General features: G+C 71.9%; 16 protein-coding genes. 5 read left to right on the plus strand and 11 right to left on the minus strand.

From position 1 onward, the window contains the following. Positions 1 to 119 precede the first annotated feature (119 nt). Positions 120 to 1667, plus strand: a complete 1548-nt coding sequence (locus ACFZDJ_RS35005) for a CehA/McbA family metallohydrolase (RefSeq protein ID WP_391064989.1) — start codon at positions 120 to 122, stop codon at positions 1665 to 1667. Between the two features lie 97 nt (positions 1668 to 1764). Here the strand turns inward: ACFZDJ_RS35005 and ACFZDJ_RS35010 are convergent, their stop codons facing one another. The 4 genes from ACFZDJ_RS35010 to ACFZDJ_RS35025 all read right to left on the minus strand — a co-directional run bounded on the left by ACFZDJ_RS35010 (position 1765) and on the right by ACFZDJ_RS35025 (position 5222). Beyond that, positions 1765 to 2505 carry a TetR/AcrR family transcriptional regulator gene (locus ACFZDJ_RS35010; RefSeq protein ID WP_384924956.1) on the minus strand — a complete coding sequence of 247 codons (741 nt, stop codon included), beginning with the start codon at positions 2503 to 2505 and terminating at the stop codon, positions 1765 to 1767. 29 nt (positions 2506 to 2534) lie between these two features. Next, positions 2535 to 3464 carry an SDR family NAD(P)-dependent oxidoreductase gene (locus ACFZDJ_RS35015; RefSeq protein ID WP_391064992.1) on the minus strand — a complete coding sequence of 310 codons (930 nt, stop codon included), beginning with the start codon at positions 3462 to 3464 and terminating at the stop codon, positions 2535 to 2537. A 58-nt stretch (positions 3465 to 3522) separates the two neighbouring features. Continuing rightward, positions 3523 to 4281, minus strand: coding sequence for an SDR family oxidoreductase (locus tag ACFZDJ_RS35020; RefSeq protein ID WP_391064995.1), 759 nt, complete (start codon positions 4279 to 4281; stop codon positions 3523 to 3525). 95 nt (positions 4282 to 4376) lie between these two features. Then, positions 4377 to 5222: an alpha/beta fold hydrolase gene (locus ACFZDJ_RS35025; RefSeq protein ID WP_391064998.1), complete on the minus strand. Its 846-nt coding sequence runs from the start codon at positions 5220 to 5222 to the stop codon at positions 4377 to 4379. Positions 5223 to 5307: 85 nt separating this feature from the next. Here ACFZDJ_RS35025 and ACFZDJ_RS35030 point away from each other — a divergent pair, with 85 nt between their 5' ends. Continuing rightward, on the plus strand, positions 5308 to 5928 hold the full coding sequence (locus ACFZDJ_RS35030; RefSeq protein WP_391065001.1) for a sigma-70 family RNA polymerase sigma factor: 621 nt from the start codon (positions 5308 to 5310) through the stop codon (positions 5926 to 5928). 156 nt (positions 5929 to 6084) lie between these two features. On the opposite strand, the gene ACFZDJ_RS35035 is transcribed toward ACFZDJ_RS35030, so the two are convergent. The 7 genes from ACFZDJ_RS35035 to ACFZDJ_RS35065 form a co-directional block, all read right to left on the minus strand. Beyond that, positions 6085 to 6393 (minus strand): hypothetical protein, encoded by a 309-nt coding sequence (locus ACFZDJ_RS35035; RefSeq protein WP_391065004.1) that lies wholly within the window; start codon positions 6391 to 6393, stop codon positions 6085 to 6087. Between the two features lie 74 nt (positions 6394 to 6467). Further along, positions 6468 to 7943, minus strand: coding sequence for an aldehyde dehydrogenase family protein (locus tag ACFZDJ_RS35040; RefSeq protein ID WP_391065006.1), 1476 nt, complete (start codon positions 7941 to 7943; stop codon positions 6468 to 6470). Beyond that, entirely contained in the window at positions 7940 to 9724 is a 1785-nt protein-coding gene (locus tag ACFZDJ_RS35045; RefSeq protein ID WP_390930921.1) for an amidohydrolase family protein, read from the minus strand. The genes ACFZDJ_RS35040 and ACFZDJ_RS35045 overlap by 4 nt, the downstream gene beginning before the upstream one ends. Then, positions 9684 to 10802 (minus strand): LLM class flavin-dependent oxidoreductase, encoded by a 1119-nt coding sequence (locus ACFZDJ_RS35050; RefSeq protein ID WP_097285170.1) that lies wholly within the window; start codon positions 10800 to 10802, stop codon positions 9684 to 9686. Before ACFZDJ_RS35050 ends, ACFZDJ_RS35045 begins: the two co-directional genes overlap by 41 nt. 117 nt (positions 10803 to 10919) lie before the next feature. After that, the gene (locus ACFZDJ_RS35055; RefSeq protein ID WP_101404461.1) at positions 10920 to 11696 is read right to left on the minus strand and encodes an SDR family NAD(P)-dependent oxidoreductase; all 777 of its coding nucleotides are present in this window, start codon (positions 11694 to 11696) and stop codon (positions 10920 to 10922) included. A 53-nt stretch (positions 11697 to 11749) separates the two neighbouring features. Further along, entirely contained in the window at positions 11750 to 12655 is a 906-nt protein-coding gene (locus ACFZDJ_RS35060) for a TIGR03619 family F420-dependent LLM class oxidoreductase (RefSeq protein ID WP_391065406.1), read from the minus strand. A gap of 83 nt (positions 12656 to 12738) precedes the next feature. Then, positions 12739 to 14010, minus strand: a complete 1272-nt coding sequence (locus ACFZDJ_RS35065) for an amidohydrolase family protein (protein ID WP_168509261.1) — start codon at positions 14008 to 14010, stop codon at positions 12739 to 12741. Between the two features lie 242 nt (positions 14011 to 14252). Here ACFZDJ_RS35065 and ACFZDJ_RS35070 point away from each other — a divergent pair, with 242 nt between their 5' ends. The 3 genes from ACFZDJ_RS35070 to ACFZDJ_RS35080 all read left to right on the plus strand — a co-directional run bounded on the left by ACFZDJ_RS35070 (position 14253) and on the right by ACFZDJ_RS35080 (position 18864). Next, a complete protein-coding gene (locus ACFZDJ_RS35070; protein WP_391065010.1) occupies positions 14253 to 17213 on the plus strand; it encodes a BTAD domain-containing putative transcriptional regulator in 2961 nt (986 codons plus the stop codon). 216 nt (positions 17214 to 17429) lie between these two features. Then, positions 17430 to 17600, plus strand: a complete 171-nt coding sequence (locus tag ACFZDJ_RS35075) for a hypothetical protein (protein WP_390930461.1) — start codon at positions 17430 to 17432, stop codon at positions 17598 to 17600. Between the two features lie 274 nt (positions 17601 to 17874). Beyond that, on the plus strand, positions 17875 to 18864 hold the full coding sequence (locus ACFZDJ_RS35080) for a hypothetical protein (RefSeq protein WP_391065013.1): 990 nt from the start codon (positions 17875 to 17877) through the stop codon (positions 18862 to 18864). Position 18865 lies beyond the last annotated feature (1 nt).

Raw genomic sequence — 18865 nt, forward strand, 5'->3', positions numbered from 1 at the left:
GCCTCCCCGAAAGCTGTCGATTTCCTTGTCTTGCCCCGCAGTTCACAGCCGACTACCAGGGTTGTACGTGCCCACGTGCACCACCCATGTCACTCTCACGACACCCTGGGAGCAGCAGCATGTGCGAGGACGACCACGGCATCGAGAGCTTCGACGGAATCGGCAGACGCGCGCTGTTCGTGACGGGGGCGGCGGCCGCCCTTACGTTGGGAAGCGTGACCTTCGCGAGCGGCTCCGAGGCGACCGACCGTACCGAGACCCGAACGGTGTCCGGCACCCTGCCCACCGGTTCACCGGACTTCGTGTACCTCCCGGTGGAGGTCCCGCGCGGCGTGCGGGAGATCCATGTCGCGTACACCTACGAGAAGCCGTCCGTCCCGGCCGGCACCGCGGGCAACGCGCTCGACATCGGCCTCTTCGACGAGCGCGGCACGGCACTGGGCGGCGAGGGCTTCCGCGGCTGGTCGGGCGGCGCGCGCACCGAGTTCTTCGTCCGCGCGGACGACGCGACGCCGGGCTACGTCCCCGGCCGGATCCGCCCCGGCACCTGGCACATCGCGCTGGGCCCCTACACGGTGGCGCCGCAGGGCCTGCCGTACGAGGTCACGATCACGCTGACGTACGGGGAGCAGGACGCCACCCCGGTCCCGGCGTACCCGCCGTCCCGTGCGAAGGGCCGGGGCCGCGCCTGGTACCGGGGTGACTGCCACCTCCACTCCTGGTACTCGGACGGCCGCCGCACCCCCGCGGAGATCGCCGCGCTGGCGCGCGCCGCGGGCCTGGACTTCATCAACACCTCGGACCACAACACGCACTCCTCGCACCCCCACTGGGCGGACCAGGCGGGCCCCCATCCCGACGGCGAACTGCTGATCCTGCTGGGCGAGGAGATCACGACCCGCAACGGTCACGTGGTGGCCCTCGGCACGGACCCCGGCACGTTCGTCGACTGGCGCTACCGGGCCCGCGACAACCGTTTCGGCCGTTTCGCCCGCCAGATCCGTCGCGCGGGCGGCCTCGTCGTCCCCGCCCACCCGCACGCCACCTGTGTCGGCTGCGGCTGGAAGTTCGGCTTCGGGGAGGCGGACGTGGTGGAGGTGTGGAACGGCCCGTACACCCCCGACGACGAGGTGACCCTCGCGGACTGGGACAACACACTGGTGGCGGCCGTACGTTCGGGCACCCCCGACCGCCCTTGGCTCCCGGCGATGGGCAACAGCGACGCCCACCGCGACCCCGATCCGGTCGGCAGCCCGCAGACGGTCGTCCTAGCCGACGACCTGACCCGCGAGGCCATCCAGGAGGGCCTGCGCGCGGGACGCTCCTACGTGGCGGAGTCGAAGTCGGTGTCCCTGACGTTTTCGGCGGCCGGTGCGAAGGGCGAGCACGCGGGCATCGGCGAACGCCTGCGGGTCGCCCCCGACACTCCGGTCACCGTCCGCCTGGAGGCCACCGGCGCCCCCCGCTGCACGGTCCGCCTCGTCACCGACCAGGGGGTTCTTTTCACGAGCGCCCCCTTGCCGGTCTCGGGTTCCGGGACGGTGGAGTGGAACACGACGGCGCAGTACGCGGCCTACCTACGGGCGGAGTTGCGCCACGAGACGGCGGCGGGACCGGTGCCGGGGGCGTTGGCGGCGTTCACAAACCCGATTTTCCTGGGGGCTTGAGCCGGCCGGGGCGCCACCGCCGTCGGCGGTGGAACTGTCCCGGCACTCACTGGCCGAGGGCCGGCAGCGTCACCATGATGTCGTGGCCTGAGTACGGCTACTCCGGTGTCGTGTTGGAGAGGCGGTCCAGCCACTCGCCCAGGAGGGTGGACTCGCCCGGGGTGAAGTCCGGCCTCGGGGTCTGGCGGAGGAGGGCGGCGAGGTGGGTGGCGGTGGCGGGGAGTACGTCCTCCGCTTTCGCTTCCTCGTCGCCCGCGGACGCGGTCTCCGGCCCCATCGCCTCCGGGGTGAAGACCACCGCGTGCACCGCGTCCCGTATCCGCCGGGAGAGCGTCTCGTCCGTGAAGGTCGTCGGACGGGAGACCAGCATCAGGGAGACGCCGACGTTGGCGGACATGATCATCTGGGCGGCGAGTTCGGGGGCCAGGCGCAGCTTGCCCTGTTCGGCCGCGCGCCGGAGGTCCGCGGTGAGGATGCGGTGGGACTCCAGGGCGGCGGCCGGCGGTGTGCGCATCGCCGGGGAATTCATGAGGCGGTACAGGTTCGGGTTGCGCAGGGCGAACTCGATGTGGGTGTCCCAGCCGTCGCGCAGGTCCTGAATGGGGTCCGTGCCGGGCCTGCGGCTGCGCTTGGTCGCCAGGTACTTCTCGTACCCGTGGTCGACCACCGCCGACAGCAGGCCCTCCTTGTCCCCGAAGTGGCGGTAGAGGGCCGGGGCGCCGACCCCCGCCGCCTCGCAGACCGCCCGGGTGGAGACGTCCCCGTCGGGGGAGTTCGCCACCAGGTCGGCCGCCACTTCGAGGATGCGCGCTTTCGTACTGCTCACGGACGTACTCACGGGAGCGACGTTATCGGAGTCGTCCGAGGTCACGCCGTCCCCTTCTGCGCTACGGGGGACAACAGGTCCGCCAGGCCGATCCGGGTCAGGAACTCCGCGCGGACACGGTCCGCGACCACGCTGACCTCCTGCGAACCGTCGTCCGCCGGGTCGACGTGCACCCGGAAGGGACGCTTCCCGTACGGGGTGTCCACCACGTCGACGATGGCGTCGGCGACGAGCGACACGTCCGCGTCGGGCGGCGTGAGGGCCGCCAGGCGTCCCGCGACCTGGTCCATCAGGCCCGCGTAGTGCTCCTCGTAGGAGGGCAGCACGGTCTCTTCGGAGGGGTGGCCGCCGCTCGCGAAGTGGTTCGTGCCCGAGGTGAACGCGCCCGGCACCACGATCGTCGTCTCGATGCCGAAGCGGGCCAGCTCGGCGGCGTACGACACGGCGAGCGCGTCCATCGCGGCCTTGGCGGCGAAGTACGGCGCCAGGTACGGCGGGGTGCCGCCGCGCGAGGAGGTGGACCCGACCCACAGCAGCAGGCCGTGGCCCTGGGCCCGCAGGTGCGGCAGCGCGGCCCGGTTGACCCGCTGGGTGCCCAGCACGTTCGTGTCGTAGACCGCGGCCAGTTCGGCGGGCGTGAAGGCCTCCGTCGGGCCGGTCACCATGTGCCCGGCGTTGTGGACGAGGACGTCCAGCCGGCCGGCCTCCGCCAGCACCGTGGCGATCGCCGCGTCCGCCGACTCCTGGGAGAGGACGTCGAGTTCGACCGTACGGAGGTCCACCGCGTACTCGGCGGCGTACGCCTCGGCCTCCGCGACCCGGGCCGCGTTGCGCCCGCCGGTGTCCCGCATCGCGGCGTACACCGTGTGCCCGGCGCGGGCGAGGGCACGGGCGGACAGCGCGCCGAAGCCGGATCCGGCCCCCGTGATGACGATCGTCTTGCGCGAAACAGCGTCCATGTCCGAATCCATGACTGAACTCCTTTTGATATGTGGCAGGTTGACTCGTGGCAGGTTGACTCGTGGCGAGTTACGCGATGCCGCCGTTGGCCCGCAGCACCTGGCCGTTGACCCAGCGGCCGGCGGGACCGGCGAGGAAGGACACCACGTCGGCGATGTCCCGGGGGGTGCCGAGGCGCTCCAGCGGCGGCTGGGCCGCCATCCGCGCGATGGTCTCCTCGTCCTTGCCGTCCAGGAAGAGGGCGGTGGCGGTCGGTCCGGGGGCCACGGCGTTGACGGTGACGTCCCGGCCGCGCAGCTCACGCGCGACGATCAGGGTCATGGCCTCGACGGCACCCTTGGTGGCGGCGTACGCGCTGTACCCGGGGATGGCGAGCGCCACCACGGAGCTGGAGAAGTTGATGAGCGCGCCGCCCGCGCGCAGCCGTCGTGCCGCCTGCTGGTCGACGACGAACGTGCCGCGGATGTTGGTGCGGTGCATGCGGTCCAGCACGTCGAGGTCGAAGTCGGCCAAGGGCCCGAGAAGCATGACACCGGCCGCGTGGACGACGACGTCCACCCCGCCGAAGGCGGATTCGGTGGCGTCGAAGAGGGCTGCCACCTGGGTCTCGTCGGCCACGTCGGCGCGGACGGCGATCGCCTCTCCGCCCGCCTCGGTGATCGCGGCGACGGTCTTGTCGGCCTCGGCCTCGTTGCCCGCGTAGTTCACGACGACGGCGTAACCGTCGGCCGCGAGGCGCTCGGCGGTCTCCCGGCCGATTCCGCGGGATCCGCCCGTGACGACGGCCACTCGGCGAGACGTTCCCGACGTGGTGGAGTGCTCGGTCATGACGATGCTCCTTGATATGGCGGGGGTGGCTGTGTTCGCCACCCGACGAGAGCAACGCTAACACCAGTTCGGTAGCGACGCTACCGCCACCGTGCTCAGCCCAGAAACGCCGCTACGGTCACCACGAACCGCCCGGCGTCGTCGAGCCAGGGATAATGACCGGCCCCCGGCTGCACGACGAGCCGTCCGACGGGGAACAGCCCCGCGAACTCGGCCGTCGCCCCGGGCGGGCTGTTCAGGTCGAACTCCCCGGTGAGCAGCAGGGCGGGGGCCCGGCAGGCGGCGAGCGCGGCGCGGGTGGCGGGCGGATCGAAGGCGCCCTCGGCCGCGAAGAGGGCCACGGCTTGCGCGTTGCGCGGCCGGGCCGCCGCATGGTGCCGGCGTGCCGCGGCGTCCCAACGGCCCCAGAAGAAGGGGGCGATGGCCTCCCAGTCGCTGCCCGTTCCGGCGCCGATCGCCTCCAGGGCCCCGAACGCCGCCGGGAACCAGGGCTCGTCCTCCCTGAGCCGCGCGAGTGCGCGCCGCGCCTCCCCCGTGACCTCGATGCCGACGGCCCGGGTGCCGGGGCCGATCAGGGCGAGCCTGCCGACGCGCTCCGGGTACCGGGCCGCGTACTGCGTCACGACGTTCGCTCCGGCGGAGTGGCCGAGCAGGTCGAGCCGGGCCGGCCCAAGGTGCGCGCGCAATGCCTCGACGTCGTCGACCAGGCGGTCGCAGCGGTAGCCGGCGGTGTCGTGCGGGAGCGCGGACCGGCCGGTACCGCGCAGGTCCAGGACAGCCAGCCGGCGGTGGGCGGAGAGGCCTCCGAGGTCACCGAGGTAGCGGGAGTCCGTGGGGCCGCCGGGAACGCAGAGGACCGGATCGCCGCCGCCGTCCCCGTTCCCCCCTCCCATCAGGCGGTAGGCGAGGCGGGTTCCGTCAGGTGCGGTGAAGGTGGGCATGACGCGGATCCTGACAGTCATAACCCGGTTATACAACCGGGTTATGACTCGGCTGGGACACTCGACCTCGGTATATAACCGAGCTATGGCAGCCGAAGAGGACACGCGTCGAACCCCCGAGCCCCCGACCGGGCCCCTGACCGAGGCACAGGCAGAGCGGATGTTCGCCGACATGAACGACGTCATCCGCGCGGGCGAGGAGATGCGCCGGCTGCGCGCCGAGATGATCAAACTCTTCGCCGGTCTCGGCTGGACCCAGGACAGGATCGCCCGCCTCACCGGCATGAGTCAGCCCGCCGTGTCCAAGCAGGTCACCAAGCACAAGGGGGACGATCCATCACCCCCGCCGCGCCTCTCCCTCGACCAGCACGACACCCCCTGGCTCGAGGGACGCCTCTGGGGCCTCGCCGAGGAGATCTCCGAGACCCTCCACGACACCGCCCGCTGCACCCGCCACCTCAACGCCGTCGCCCGCGGAAAGAAGCACTTCACACCCCAGAGCGTCGACGAACTCCGGCGCCTGGTCGAGGAGGACCTGCGGCTGCACCGGGCCGCTCTGCCCGGCGGCCACCGGCACGCCTACGACGAGATCAGCCGCGCCCTCGACATTCCCGTCCCCGCGACGGCCACCCCCACCGAATCCCCCTCCGTACGCCGCACCCTGGCCCGCCAGATCCAGCGCACCCGCCTCAGGGACGAGGCCTGAGCCGACGCTCGCTCACCCGCCGCACCGCACCGGGGCCGGTGTTCCTACAGCCGCCATACGCAACACCATGAACCTGCCCCGGGGCGTACGAGATCGACGCACGCCGGTGTCGCGGGCGGCCCCTCCTCGCCGGAGCTTCGGCTAAGTCCCCTTCGTCTAAGTCCCCTTCGTCGCCCGAGCCCGGTCGCGGGCCCACGCACCCGCGCCTACCAGCACGGCCGCCCCGGCTCCGTACAGGGGCAGCCACAGGGTCGTCGTGGCCGCCAGGCAGTCGGCGACGGCCTCATCGCTCTGGGCCTGCTGCGCGTACGCCAGGGCGGCGCCGTCGCGATCAGCCAGGTTCGCCAGCGCGGCCTCCGACTTGATGGCCTCGTACCTGCCTCTCCCCTCACACCCGCTACGCGTGCCCGACATCGGAAACAGCCAGGCCCAGCGCTGCATCATGGGGGCCAGTGCGATCGCCACGCACAGGCCGACGACCAGCGAATACCGGTCCGGACAGGCCCAGGGCCTGTCCGGCCGATCATGCCGGACAGGGCCTAGGTCCCCGACGGCCACACGATCGCCTGCACCTCGCTGTACGCGTGCAGTGCGTACGACCCCACGTCCCGCCCCACCCCGCTCTTCTTGAAGCCGCCGAACGGTGCCTCCATGTTGCGGCCGACGGTGTTGACGCCCACCCCGCCCGCACGCAGCGCGCGGGCGACGCGGAAGGCGCGGGCGACGTCGCCCGACCAGACGTAGTCGATCAGCCCGTAGTCGCTGTCGTTGGCGAGGGCGATGCCTTCCTCCTCGTCGTCGAAGGGCACGACCACGACGACGGGCCCGAAGATCTCCTCGCGGACCACCCCCATGTCGGGGGTGCAGTCCGCGAGGAGGGTCGGGGCGACGTAGAAGCCGCGGTCGTACGGGGGGCGCGTGCCGCCCGTGACGATCCGCGCGCCCTCCTTGCGGCCGAGTTCGACGTAGGCCTCGACCCGGTCCCGGTGGGCCGCCGAGATGACCGGCCCGACGACCGTCCCCGGCTCCCGCGGGTCCCCGACCGTCAACCGCCCCGCGTACGCGGCCAGTTGCTCGACCAGGCGGCCGTAGATCCCCTTCTGCGCGATCACCCTTGTCGGCGCCGTGCAGATCTGGCCGCTGTAGAAGGAGAACGTCGTGCCGATGCCGGACACCGCCGACTCGACGTCCGCGTCGTCGAAGACGACCGCCGCGCCCTTCCCGCCCAGCTCCATCAGCTGGCGTTTCATCCCCCGCCCGCACACCTCGGCGATGCGCTGCCCCACCGCCGTCGAGCCGGTGAAGCTGACCATGTCCACGTCCTCGCAGTCCACGGCCGCCTCGCCGACCTCCGCGCGCGAACCGCTCACCACGTTCACGACACCCGCCGGTACGCCCGCCGCCTCCAGGGCCTGAGCCATCCGGTACACGGAGAGCGGGTCCTGCGGGGCGGGCTTCACGACCACCGTGTTGCCCATGGCCAGGGCTGGGGCGATCTTCCCGGCCGGGTTGGCCCAGGGGTTGTTGTAGGAAGTGACGCAGGTGACCACGCCGACCGGCTGGCGGACGGCAAGGGCGCCCATCACCGCCGCCTTCCCGAACGGCCCGGCCTCATTGATCTGCGGCGGCAGCGGCTGCTCGACGGGCTCCACGCGCGCGTAGCGCCGGAAACGGGCCGCGCCCACCCCCACCTGCATCCCGCGCGCGGTCCCGGTCGTGGCACCGCTCTCGGCCTGGGCGAGATCGGCGTAGGGGAGGACGTTGCGCCGGATGATGTCCGCCGCCCGGCCGAGGAGCGCCGCGCGCTCCTCGGGGGGCGTCCGTGACCATGGCCCGAAGGCCTCCCGGGCCGCGGCGGCGGCCGCGTGCACCTGCTTCCGCGAGGCCTCCGGCGCCATCCCGACGACACCCTCCGTCGCCGGGTCGATCACCTCGTAGTGCCCGTCGTCGGGCTCCACCCAGGAGCCGCCGATGAACAGCCGCTGCTCCTGCCCCGCCCCCCGCACATCGGTCACCGCGTGCTCACCGTCTGCGTGTCCCGCCCGGAGCGGAGCACCTTCCCGGGGACGGCGCCCGTCACCACGTCCCCCCGGATCGACTCGACCCCGTTGACCCAGACCGCCGTGATGCCGATCGCCTTGGAGTCGAGTCGCGGGCTGTCTCCCGGCAGGTCGTGCACCAGGGTGGCCTTGCCGGCGTCGATGCGCTCCGGGTCGAACAGCACGAGGTCCGCATGGAAGCCCTCCGCGATCCGCCCGCGTTCCCTCAGTCCGAAGAGCCGCGCCGGGTCGTCCGTGAGCATCTTCACGGCCGCCTCCAGCGTGGTCAGCTTCCGCCCGCGCAGACAGTCCCCGAGGAACCGGGTCGTGTACGGGGCCCCGCACATGCGGTCCAGATGGGCCCCCGCGTCCGAGCCGCCGAGCATGACGTCCGGGTGCTGCCAGGTCTCGGCGCGCAGCGTCCAGGAGTCGGTGTCGTTGTCGGTGGGCATGGGCCACAGCACCGTCCGCAGGTCGTCGTGCGCGCAGATCTCGACCAGGCACTCGAAGGGTTCCTGGCGGCGCCGGGCCGCGATGTCCTTCACGACCTGCCCGGTGAGGCCGTCGTTCGCCGGGCTGTAGGTGTCCCCGATCACGTACCGGCCGAAGTTGGCGAGGCGGCGGAAGACGCCCGCCTCCTTGCTGTTCGCCCGGGCCAGCATCTCGGCCCGCACGGAGGGGTCCCGCAGCCGTGCGATGCGCTCCGGGACGGGCAGGGCGAGGATCGGCCCCCACCCGGGGATCAGGTTCAGCGCGCAGAACGTGCCCAGGGACATGTTCATGGGGGTGAGGATCGGCATGGTGAGGGCCACCACCCGGCCGCCCGCCTTCCGCGCCCGTTCGCTCGCGACCAGTTGCCTCGGTACGCGCTCGGGGACGGCGGCGTCGACGGTCAGCACGTTCCAGTTGAGCGGGCGGCCCGCCACCGCGCTCATCTCGACGAAGAGGTCGATCTCGTCGTCGCTGAACTGGTCGAGGCAGCCGGCGACGATCGCCTCGATCTGGGTGCCCTCGTGCTCGCCGACGGCCCTGCTCAAAGCCAGCAGCTCCGCAGGCTTCGCGTGCCGGGACGCGACCGGTTTCCCGTCGCCGTCGGAGTGGGTGGAGGACTGGGTGGTGGACAGGCCCCAGGCTCCCGCCTCCATCGCCTCGTGGAAGAGGGCGAGCATCTGCTCCAGCTGTTCCCCGGTCGGCTGCCCGCCCACCGCGTCCGCGCCCATGACGTACCGCCGCAGCGCGCAGTGCCCCACCATGAAGCCCGCGTTGACGGCGATCCGCCCCTCCAGGGCGTCGAGGTAGTCGCCGAAGCTGTGCCAGTTCCAGGGCGCCCCCTCCTCCAGGGCGACCAGCGACATCCCCTCGACCTTGGACATCATGCGGCGCGTGTAGTCGGCGTCCTCGGGCCGTGCCGGGTTCAGCGGGGCGAGGGTGAAGCCGCAGTTGCCGCCCGCGACCGTCGTCACCCCGTGGTTCAGGGACGGGGTGGCGTAGGGGTCCCAGAAGAGCTGGGCGTCGTAGTGCGTGTGCGGGTCGACGAATCCGGGGGCCAGGACGAGACCGGAGGCGTCCTCGCTCGTGCGGGACGCCTCCGTGACCGTGCCGATCGCGGCGATACGGCCGTCGCGGATGGCGACGTCCGCGGTGTAGCCGGGCGCGCCCGTGCCGTCCACGACGGTCGCGCCCTTGATGACGTGGTCGAGCATGGCCGCACCCTCCTCAGACCGCTTGCCGGAAACGGGTCGTCCGGTGCACCGGATCCGTGTCGATCTTCGGAATCACGTGCTCGCCGATCAGCCGGATCGTCTGCAGGGTCTCCTCCTTCGGGACCCCGACCGGCAGCCCGAAGGAGAGCTGGTCGGCACCCGCCTGCTCCCACCGCTTGCACTGGGTGAGCACCTCGTCCGGGTCACCGCAGATCAACAGCTCCTCCTCGATGAGGAGTTCGACGAACTCCGCGTTGTACTCGGGGAGTGTCTCCGGCCAGACGGGGAAGCCCTCGGGGCGCGGGAAGGTGTCGTGGTAGCGGAAGACGAGGGAGGGGAGGTAGTGCAGTCCGCCGCCGACGGCGATCCGTATCGCCTCGTCGTGGGTCGGCGCGCAGATGGCGGTGGTCGTCACCATCACGTTGTCGTTGACGAAGGCACCGACGGGCTCGGCGTCCACGATGGCGGTCTTGTACTGCTGGAGCACCCACTCCATGTCGGAGACCTTCTGCACGCTGAAGCCGAGCACGCCCAGGCCCTTGCGGGCGGCCATGGCGTACGAGGGCGGCGACCCGGCGGCGTACCACATGGCGGGGTGCGCCTTCCCGTACGGCTTGGGGAGCACCTTGCGGGGCGGGAGCTGCCAGTGCTTGCCCTGGAACCCGACGTACTCGTCCTGGAGCCACATCTTCGGGAACTCGGCGATGGTCTCTTCCCAGATCTCCTTGGTGTAGTTCATGTCGGTGATGCCGGGGAGGAAGCCGAGGATCTCGTGGCTGCCCGCGCCCCGTCCGCTGCCGAACTCGAAGCGGTTCTCGCTGAGGTGGTCGAGCATGGCGACCTTCTCGGCGACCTTCACCGGGTGGTTGACCTGGGCGAGCGGGTTGAAGATGCCCGAGCCGAGGTGGATGCGGTCCGTGGCGTGGGCGAGATAGCCGAGGTAGACGTCGTTCGCCGAGAGGTGCGAGTACTCCTCCAGGAAGTGGTGCTCGGACGCCCAGGCGTACTTGAAGCCGGACTTGTCCGCCTGGATGACGTACTCGGTCTCCTCCATCAGCGCCTTGTGCTCCGCGAGCGGGTCGGTCTCGGCGCGCTTGCCCACGTATCCCTGTACAAAGAGCCCGAATTCCAAGGAGGTTCACCGTCCCCACATTCGTATCTGACGTTCCGTCAGATCTACTTGCCGCCGACTGTTGCACCGAGCCCGTGAAGCGTCAATAGCTGACGAACCGTCAGCTGTCGATGGGCCTCACAGAACGCTGACCCCTGCCAGCCACCCCCCGTCGATCACGAACGGCTGCCCGGTGATGTACGAGGAGTCCTCGGAGGTCAGGAAGAGGGCGAGCCGGGCGACCTCCTCGGGCCTGCCCACCCGCCCGAGCGGCACGAGCTTGCTGTACAGCTCGTCCAGGGCCCTGGTCATCTCCTCGGGGTCGGCCGTCGGGTCGAGCTGGGCCGGGTTCGACATGGGGGTGTCGACGGCGCCCGGGCAGATGGCGTTGACCCGTATCCGCTGGTGCGCCAGCTCCAGGGCGGCGACGCGGGTGAGGCCGAGGATGGCGTGCTTGGTCGCCGTGTACGTGCCCACGGCCGCCATCCCGGTCATCGCGGTGTACGAGGCCGTGTTGACGATCGTGCCCCCGCCGGCCGCGGCGATCTCCCCCGCCACCGTCTTGATCCCGAGGAAGCAGCCGACCTGGTTGACCTGCACGACCTGGAGGAACTCGTCCAACGGGGTGTCCACGAGGGCGTTGAAGCGCAGGATGCCCGCGTTGTTGACCAGCCCGTCGATCCGCCCGTACGCGCCCTTCACGGCGGCGACGGCGGCCGCCCAGTCGTCCTCCCGGCCCACGTCGAGGTGGACGTAGAGCGCGTCCAGCTCCTTGGCCACGTCCTCGCCCCGGTCGTCGAGCACGTCCGCGACGACGACCCTGGCGCCCTCCGCGGCGAACAGCCGCGCCTCCTGCTCGCCCTGCCCGCGCGCCGCCCCGGTGACGATGACGACGCGTCCGTCCAGCTTGCCCATACCCTGACTCCCTAGTTGAGGTGCGGCGCGATCCGGTTGAGGTGGGGCGCGATCTAGTTGAGGTGCGGCGCGACGTCGGCGCCGAACGCCGTGATCTGGTCGACGAGCTCACTCAGCCCCCGCGCCCGGAACCGCACCTGGATCTGGTGCACCCCCATCGCCCGGTACGCCCGCAACGACTCGGCGACCGCCTCCGGGGCCCCGCTCACGGTGCGCCGCCCGACCTGCCAGCCGGGCGTGCCGACGTACAGGGGCTCGGTGATGGCCCCGACGACGAGAGGCGCCAAGATCCCCGCCCCCTCCCTGATCCGGTACAGGCGGGCGATCTGCTCCGGCAGCCGCTCGCGCGGATCCCCCTGCGGCAGCCAGCCGTCGCCCCGCAGCGCGGCCCGGCGCACGGCGGCGGGCGAGGAGCCGCCCACCCACACGGGCACGCGCTCCTGCGCGGGCCTGGGCCGCTGCCCGAGCCCCTCGAAGTCGTACAGCTTCCCGTGGTGCACGGGGAACTCGTCCGCCCCCAGGGCGGCGCGCAGGGCGTCGATGGACTCGTCGAGCACCGCCCCCCGCCGCGCGAAGTCGGCGCCCACCGCCTCGAACTCCTCCTCCACGTGCCCGGCGCCGACCCCGAGGATCAGCCGCCCGCCGGAGAGGTGGTCGAGGGTCGCGTACTGCTTGGCCGTGATCAGCGGATGCCGCAGCCCGACGACCGCGACATGACTGAGCAGCCGTACGCGCTCGGTCACGCCCGCGAGGTAGGCGAGGGTGGCGACGGGGTCGTACCAGATCGTGCTCATGGCGTCCGCGAGACGGCGCGGGACGGCCACGTGGTCGCAGCTCGCCACGTACGCGAAGCCGGCACGGTCGGCGGCGCGGGCGACGGCGACGAGCTCGCCGGGACCGGCCTCCGCCTCCCAGGGTTCGGCGTAGAGCGTGCTCTGGGACTGGATCGGGAGCTGCATCCCGTAGAGCAGGGGTGCGGGGTCCGACGGGGACTGCCTCGACGCCGACTGGTTCGACGGGGACTGGTTCGACGCCGACTGGTTCAACGGGGACCACCGGGCCCGGCCCAGAGCCCGTCCTCCGTCAGCCCCAGCAGCTCGATGGCGTTGCCCCGGACGATCCGTTCCACCACGTCCGCGTCCAGGTGCCCCATCTGGGCCTCGCCGACCTCGCGGGACTTGGGCCAGGTGGAGTCGGAGTGGGGGTAGTCGGTCTCGTAGAGGACGTTCGGGACCCCGATGGCGTCGAGGTTCCGCAGGCCGAACGCGTCGTCGAAGAAGCAGCCGTAGACGTGCTCGGCGAAGAGTTCGGACGGCGGGCGGTGGACCTTGTCGGCGACGCCGCCCCAGCCGCGGTTCTCCTCCCAGACCACGTCGGCGCGCTCCAGGATGTAGGGGATCCAGCCGATCTGGCCTTCCGCGTACATGACCTTGAGGTTCGGGAAGCGTTCGAACTTGCCGCTCATCAGCCAGTCGACCATCGAGAAGCAGCAGTTGGCGAAGGTGATGGTGGAGCCGACGGCGGGCGGCGCGTCGGCCGAGGTCGACGGCATTTTGCTGCTGGAGCCGATGTGCATGGCGACGACCGTGCCGGTCTCGTCGCAGGCGGCGAGGAAGGGGTCCCAGTCGTCGGTGTGGACGGAGGGCAGCCCGAGGTGGGGCGGGATCTCGGAGAAGGCGACCGCGCGGACGCCGCGGGCGGCGTTGCGGCGTACTTCCGCGGCGGCGAGTTCCGGGTCCCAGAGGGGGACGAGGGTGAGCGGGACGAGCCGGCCGTGCGCCGCCGGGCCGCACCACTCCTCCACCATCCAGTCGTTGTAGGCCTTCACTCCGAGCAGGCCCAGCTCACGGTCCTTGGCCTCGGTGAAGGTCTGGCCGCAGAAGCGCGGGAAGGTGGGGAAGCACAGGGCGGACTGGACGTGGTTGACGTCCATGTCGGCGAGGCGCTGGGGGACGTCGTACGAGCCGGGTCGCATCTGCTCGTACGTGATGATCTCCAGCCGTATCTCGTCCCTGTCGTAGCCGACGGCGGTGTCCAGACGGGTGAGGGGCCGATGCAGGTCCTCGTAGACCCACCAGTCGCCGACGGGTCCGTCGTCGCCGGGGCCGCCCATCACCGGGGCGAACCTGCCGCCGAGGAAGGTCATCTCCTTCAGCGGTGCGCGGACGATGCGCGGTCCGGTGTCCTGGTACTTCGCGGGGAGGCGGTCGCGCCAGACGCCGGGGGGCTCCACGGTGTGGTCGTCCACGGAGATGATCTTCGGGAACGGGGTCGTGGACGCCTGGGCGGCCTCAGTGGTCCTCGTGGTCTCCATACGGCCCACGGTAGCGCCGATCTGACGGCCCGTCAGCTATCTGGTACGGCTCTGCCGACTGCTGCACGCCTCTGGAATGGGCGGCTCTGTGCGGAGATGTGCGCAGTGGTTGTGAGAGCCCTGTGGTTCCCCGTGCCTGTACGGTGTGCGGGCCTGTGATCGCTGTCTCGCACGGCTGACGCATCCGCCATGAACAAGGCAAACTGGCCTCGTAGAACTGACGGTTCGGCAGGGGGACGGCGATGGACGGTGTACCGCGAGTGCCGGAGCAGCGACGTGCCGGGGAATCGGCGGCGTTGCGCTTCAGCGTGCTCGGCCCGGTGCGCGCCTGGCGCGGCGAGGATTCCTTGCCCACGGGGTCCCCGCAGCAACGCGCCCTGCTGGCCGCGCTGCTGCTGCGGGAGGGCCGGACGGCCACGTCCGGCGAGCTGATCGACGCCCTGTGGGGCGAGGAGTCCCCGCCCCAGGCGCTGGCCGCCGTACGGACGTACGCCTCCCGGCTGCGCAAGGCCCTGGACCCCGGCGTCCTGATCAGTGAGTCCGGCGGCTACGCGATCCGGCTGGCCGGGAGCGACAGCTCCCTCGACCTCGCCGAGGCCCAGGAACTCGCCGCCGACGCCGAGAAGGCCAAGCACTCCGGAGACCTGTGCTCCGCCCGCGACCTGCTGAACCGGGCGCTGGGCCTGTGGGACGGGGAGCCGCTGGCGAGCGTGCCCGGTCCGTACGCGGAGACACAGCGGGCGCGCCTGGAGGAGTGGCGGCTCCAACTCCTCGAATCCCGCCTCGACATGGACCTGGAGCAGGGCTGCCACGCGGAGGCGGTCTCCGAACTCACCGCCCTCACCGCGGCGCACCCCCTGCGCGAGCGGCTGCGCGAACTGCTGATGCTCGCCCTGTACCGCAGCGGGCGGCAGGCCGAGGCGCTCGCCGTGTACGCCGACACGCGCCGCCTCCTCGCCGACGAGCTCGGCGTGGACCCGCGCCCGGGCCTGAAGGAACTCCAGCAGCGGATCCTCCAGGCCGACCCGGGCCTCGCGGAACCTTCGGCCCCGGCGGCCGAGCCCACCCCGGCACCGGTCCGCCCCGCCCAGCTCCCCGCCACCGTCACGGACTTCACGGGCCGCGCCTCCTTCGTCCAGGAACTGAGCGACGTCCTGGCCTCCGCCTCCTCCGCCGAGGGCGAGGGCCAGGTCATGGCCGTCTCGGCGCTCGCGGGCATCGGCGGCGTGGGCAAGACGACCCTCGCCGTGCACGTGGCCCACCAGGCGCGCGCGGCGTTCCCCGACGGGCAGCTGTACGTCGACCTGCAGGGTGCGGGCCAGCGCGCGGCGGAGCCGGAGACGGTCCTCGGCGCGTTCCTGCGTGCCCTGGGCACGGCGGACTCCTCCATCCCCGACTCCCTGGAGGAGCGCTCGGCGCTCTACCGCTCGGTCCTGGACGGCCGACGGGTCCTGGTCCTCCTGGACAACGCCCGCGACGCGGCCCAGGTCCGTCCGCTCCTCCCCGGCACGGAGGGCTGCGCGGCCCTCGTCACGTCCCGGGTGCGGATGGTGGACCTGGCGGGCGCCCACCTGGTCGACCTCGACGTGATGTCCCCGGAGGAGGCCCTCCAGCTCTTCACGAAGATCGTCGGCGAGGAGCGGGTGGCGTCGGAGCGCGAGGCGGCCCTCGACGTCGTCGCGGCCTGCGGCTTCCTCCCCCTCGCCATCCGCATCGCGGCCTCCCGGCTGGCCGCCCGCCGCACCTGGACCGTCTCGGTCCTGGCGGCGAAGCTCGGCGACGAGCGCCGCCGCCTCGACGAGCTCCAGGCCGGCGACCTCGCGGTCAAGGCCACCTTCGAACTCGGCTACGGCCAGCTGGAGCCGGCCCAGGCCCGCGCCTTCCGCCTGCTGGGCCTGGCCGACGGCCCCGACATCTCCCTGGCCGCCGCGGCCGCCGTCCTCGACCTCCCGATCGACGACACCGAGGACCTCCTCGAATCCCTCGTCGACACCTCCCTCCTGGAATCCGCCGCCCCCGGCCGCTACCGCTACCACGACCTCGTACGCCTCTACGCCCGCGCCTGCGCGGAACGCGACGAACAGCCGCCGAGCGAGCGGGACGCGGCGATGTCGCGGTTGCTGGACTTCTATCTGGCTACGGCGGCGGGGGTGTACGCGCTCGAACGTCCCGGTGACCGGCTGGTGGACCATCTGGAGGCGACCGAGTACACCGGTCTGACGTTCGACGACCGCCACCCGGCCCAGGATTGGCTGTACTCCGAGGCGATCTCGCTGCTGGCCTGCGTGCGTCAGTCCAGCGGCACGGACATGCTGCGGCGCGCCGTCGACCTTCTGTGGGCGTCGGTCGATCTCGCCGAGTCCGGTGCCAACTCCAAGGAGTACGAGGCGATCGCGGGGTCCGCCCGTGTCGCCTCGCAGAAAGCCGGTGATCCGCGCACCGAGGCGCGGGCCCTGACCACGCTGGCCTACGTGCACCACATCGCCGGCCGCTTCGACCTGGCCGCCCAGGAATCGGCCCGCGCGGTGGAACTGGCCGCCTCCGCCTCCGACCCCGTGACCGGCTACTGGTCCTCCAACATCGGCGGCGTCGTCGCGCTCTACCAGAATCGCCACGAGGACGGCGAGGAGCAACTGACCCGCGCCATCGAAGGCTTCCGCTCCTGCGACGACCGCCCCGGCGAGGCGAGCGCGCTGTGCAACCTCTCGCGCATCCACCTGGCCACCGGGCGCACCGCGAGCGCGGTCGCCCTGGCCCAGCAGGGCACGGACATGTACGACGACATGGGACACGCCCTGAAGGGCGCCAACGGCCGCTACGCCCTCGGGCTCGCGCTCACCCAGAGCGGGCAGCACCTCCAGGCCACCGAGCGCCTCCAGGAAGCCTTGGAGGTGTTCAGAGACAGCCGCCAGCGCCTGTGGGAAGGCATGACGCTCTTCCGTCTCGCCGAGGTCGACCTCGCCGCCCGACGGCCCGCGCAGGCGGCCCCGAACGCCGAGATGGCGCTGACCGTGCTGCGCGGCATCGGCGGCGAGTGGCGTCGCGGAAACGTCCTCACCGTGCTGGGGCGCGCCCTGAGCGGCATCGGCCAGAACGGCCGCGCCCAGGTCTGCTGGCGTGAATCGCTGGACATCTTCGAGGCGCTGGGCTCCCCGGAAGCCGATGCCGTACGCCTTCTCCTGAACCCTCTCGCCGTCGCCTGAGAGCGTGCGCCTGCGCGTTCATCATTCGTTTATCGCCGCCCGGCACTCTCAACGAGTCGATCCGTCGCGTCGGGGGGCAGACGGGATGACAGTCGGCCGCACCTCTAAGGTGAACCGGCCCAGAAGTGCCCGCCCGGCGGTCCTCGGGGGAGTTGCCGGGCGGGCGCTTTACGCCTTACCGCCCTACCGCATCGAAGAACTGCAGGGGAGCCAGTCATGAGCGACACCAACAGCACCGACAACGTCCACGCCACCGACGAGCCCACGGCCACCACGGACAACGTCCACGCGACCACCGAGCCCCTCACCGGCAAGAACCCGATCGCCCCGGCCGAGACCGGCGAGGCCACCACGGACAACGTCCACGCCACGGGCGAGCCGGTCTAAGCCCGCCCCGGGGGGGGACACCTAACTCACACCACACGGGGATCGGCCGCGGCGGCGCGGAGGGGGAGCCGCCGCGGCCGACGTGTGTGGTCCCTGGCCACGGTCGAGACGCCCCGTGGGCGATCGGCAGATTTGGGCCACCCACCCCGCCCGATCACCCCACCGCAGCAGCCCCACGTTGGCCCAATTCCGCCAATCCCCCTCGCCGACCGCGCCCGTCCCGGTTATCCACAGGGGGAAACGGCTGGGGCGGTGCTCCGGGATCCTCGGGGGTGTGGAGCTGAGGGAGCTGGCCGAAGGGGGCGTGTTGCTCACCTCGCGTGCCCGGGAGGCCGGGTGGGCGCGGAGGTCGCTTCTTCGGGTGCTCGGAAGGGAGGGGTGGACCCGGGTTCAGGCCGGGGCCTGGACCGAGCCGGGCCGGGATGCGGACCTCGCCACTCGGCTGCGGGCCGTGCAGCTCCTCAAGCCGCGGCTCGTCGTGAGTCACCGTTCGGCGACCGCGCTCTGGCGGATCGAGACGCTCACCCCGAGGGGCGAAGGGACCCTGGAGTTCATCGATCCCGACCTCACTCTCCGCAGCGGAGGCAAGGGCGTGCTCGTGCACCGCATGCCCCTCGACGAGGGAGACGTGGTCCGGCGTGAGGGCCTGCGCGTCACGAGCGCCGGCCGTACGCTCGCCGACCTCCTCCGGGCCGGCCCGCGCGACGAGGCTCTCGTCGCCGTCGAGTCGGCCCTGACCTGGCGGAGGGTCGGAGGCGTCCGCCGCGCGCCCGTCACGACCGCCGCCCTGGTCTCCCTCGCGCTCGAAGCGCCCATGCGCGGAGCGGAAAGCGGCAGCCGCCGGCTGAAGCTCGCCGATCCGGACTCCGGCTCCCCCGCGGAGACCGTCGCGCGCCTGCGCCTGCACGACGCGGGTCTTCACCCCGAGAGCCAGGCCGAACTCCGTACGGCCGACGGCCGCCGCCGCTACCTGGACTTCCTGTTCCGAGCCGAGGGGCTGGCCGTCGAGATCGAGGGGTACGCCTACCACGGCACACGCGAGTCGCACCGCCGGGACATCGCCCGCTTCAACCAGGTCCTCCAGTGCCCGGAAGTGCGTCTCCTCCTCCGCTACACCGCCGCGGATGTCTTCCACCGTCCCGCGATGATGATCGAGGAGGTCCGCGCCGCCCTCTCCCGGCTCCGCGACCGCGACCGCGACCGCGAGCGCGAGCGCAACCGTGACCGTGACCGCGAGCGCGGCTCAGGAACTTCCGCGCCCTAGC

It is taken from the genome of Streptomyces sp. NPDC007896 (assembly GCF_042959425.1).
Lineage (GTDB): Bacteria > Actinomycetota > Actinomycetes > Streptomycetales > Streptomycetaceae > Streptomyces.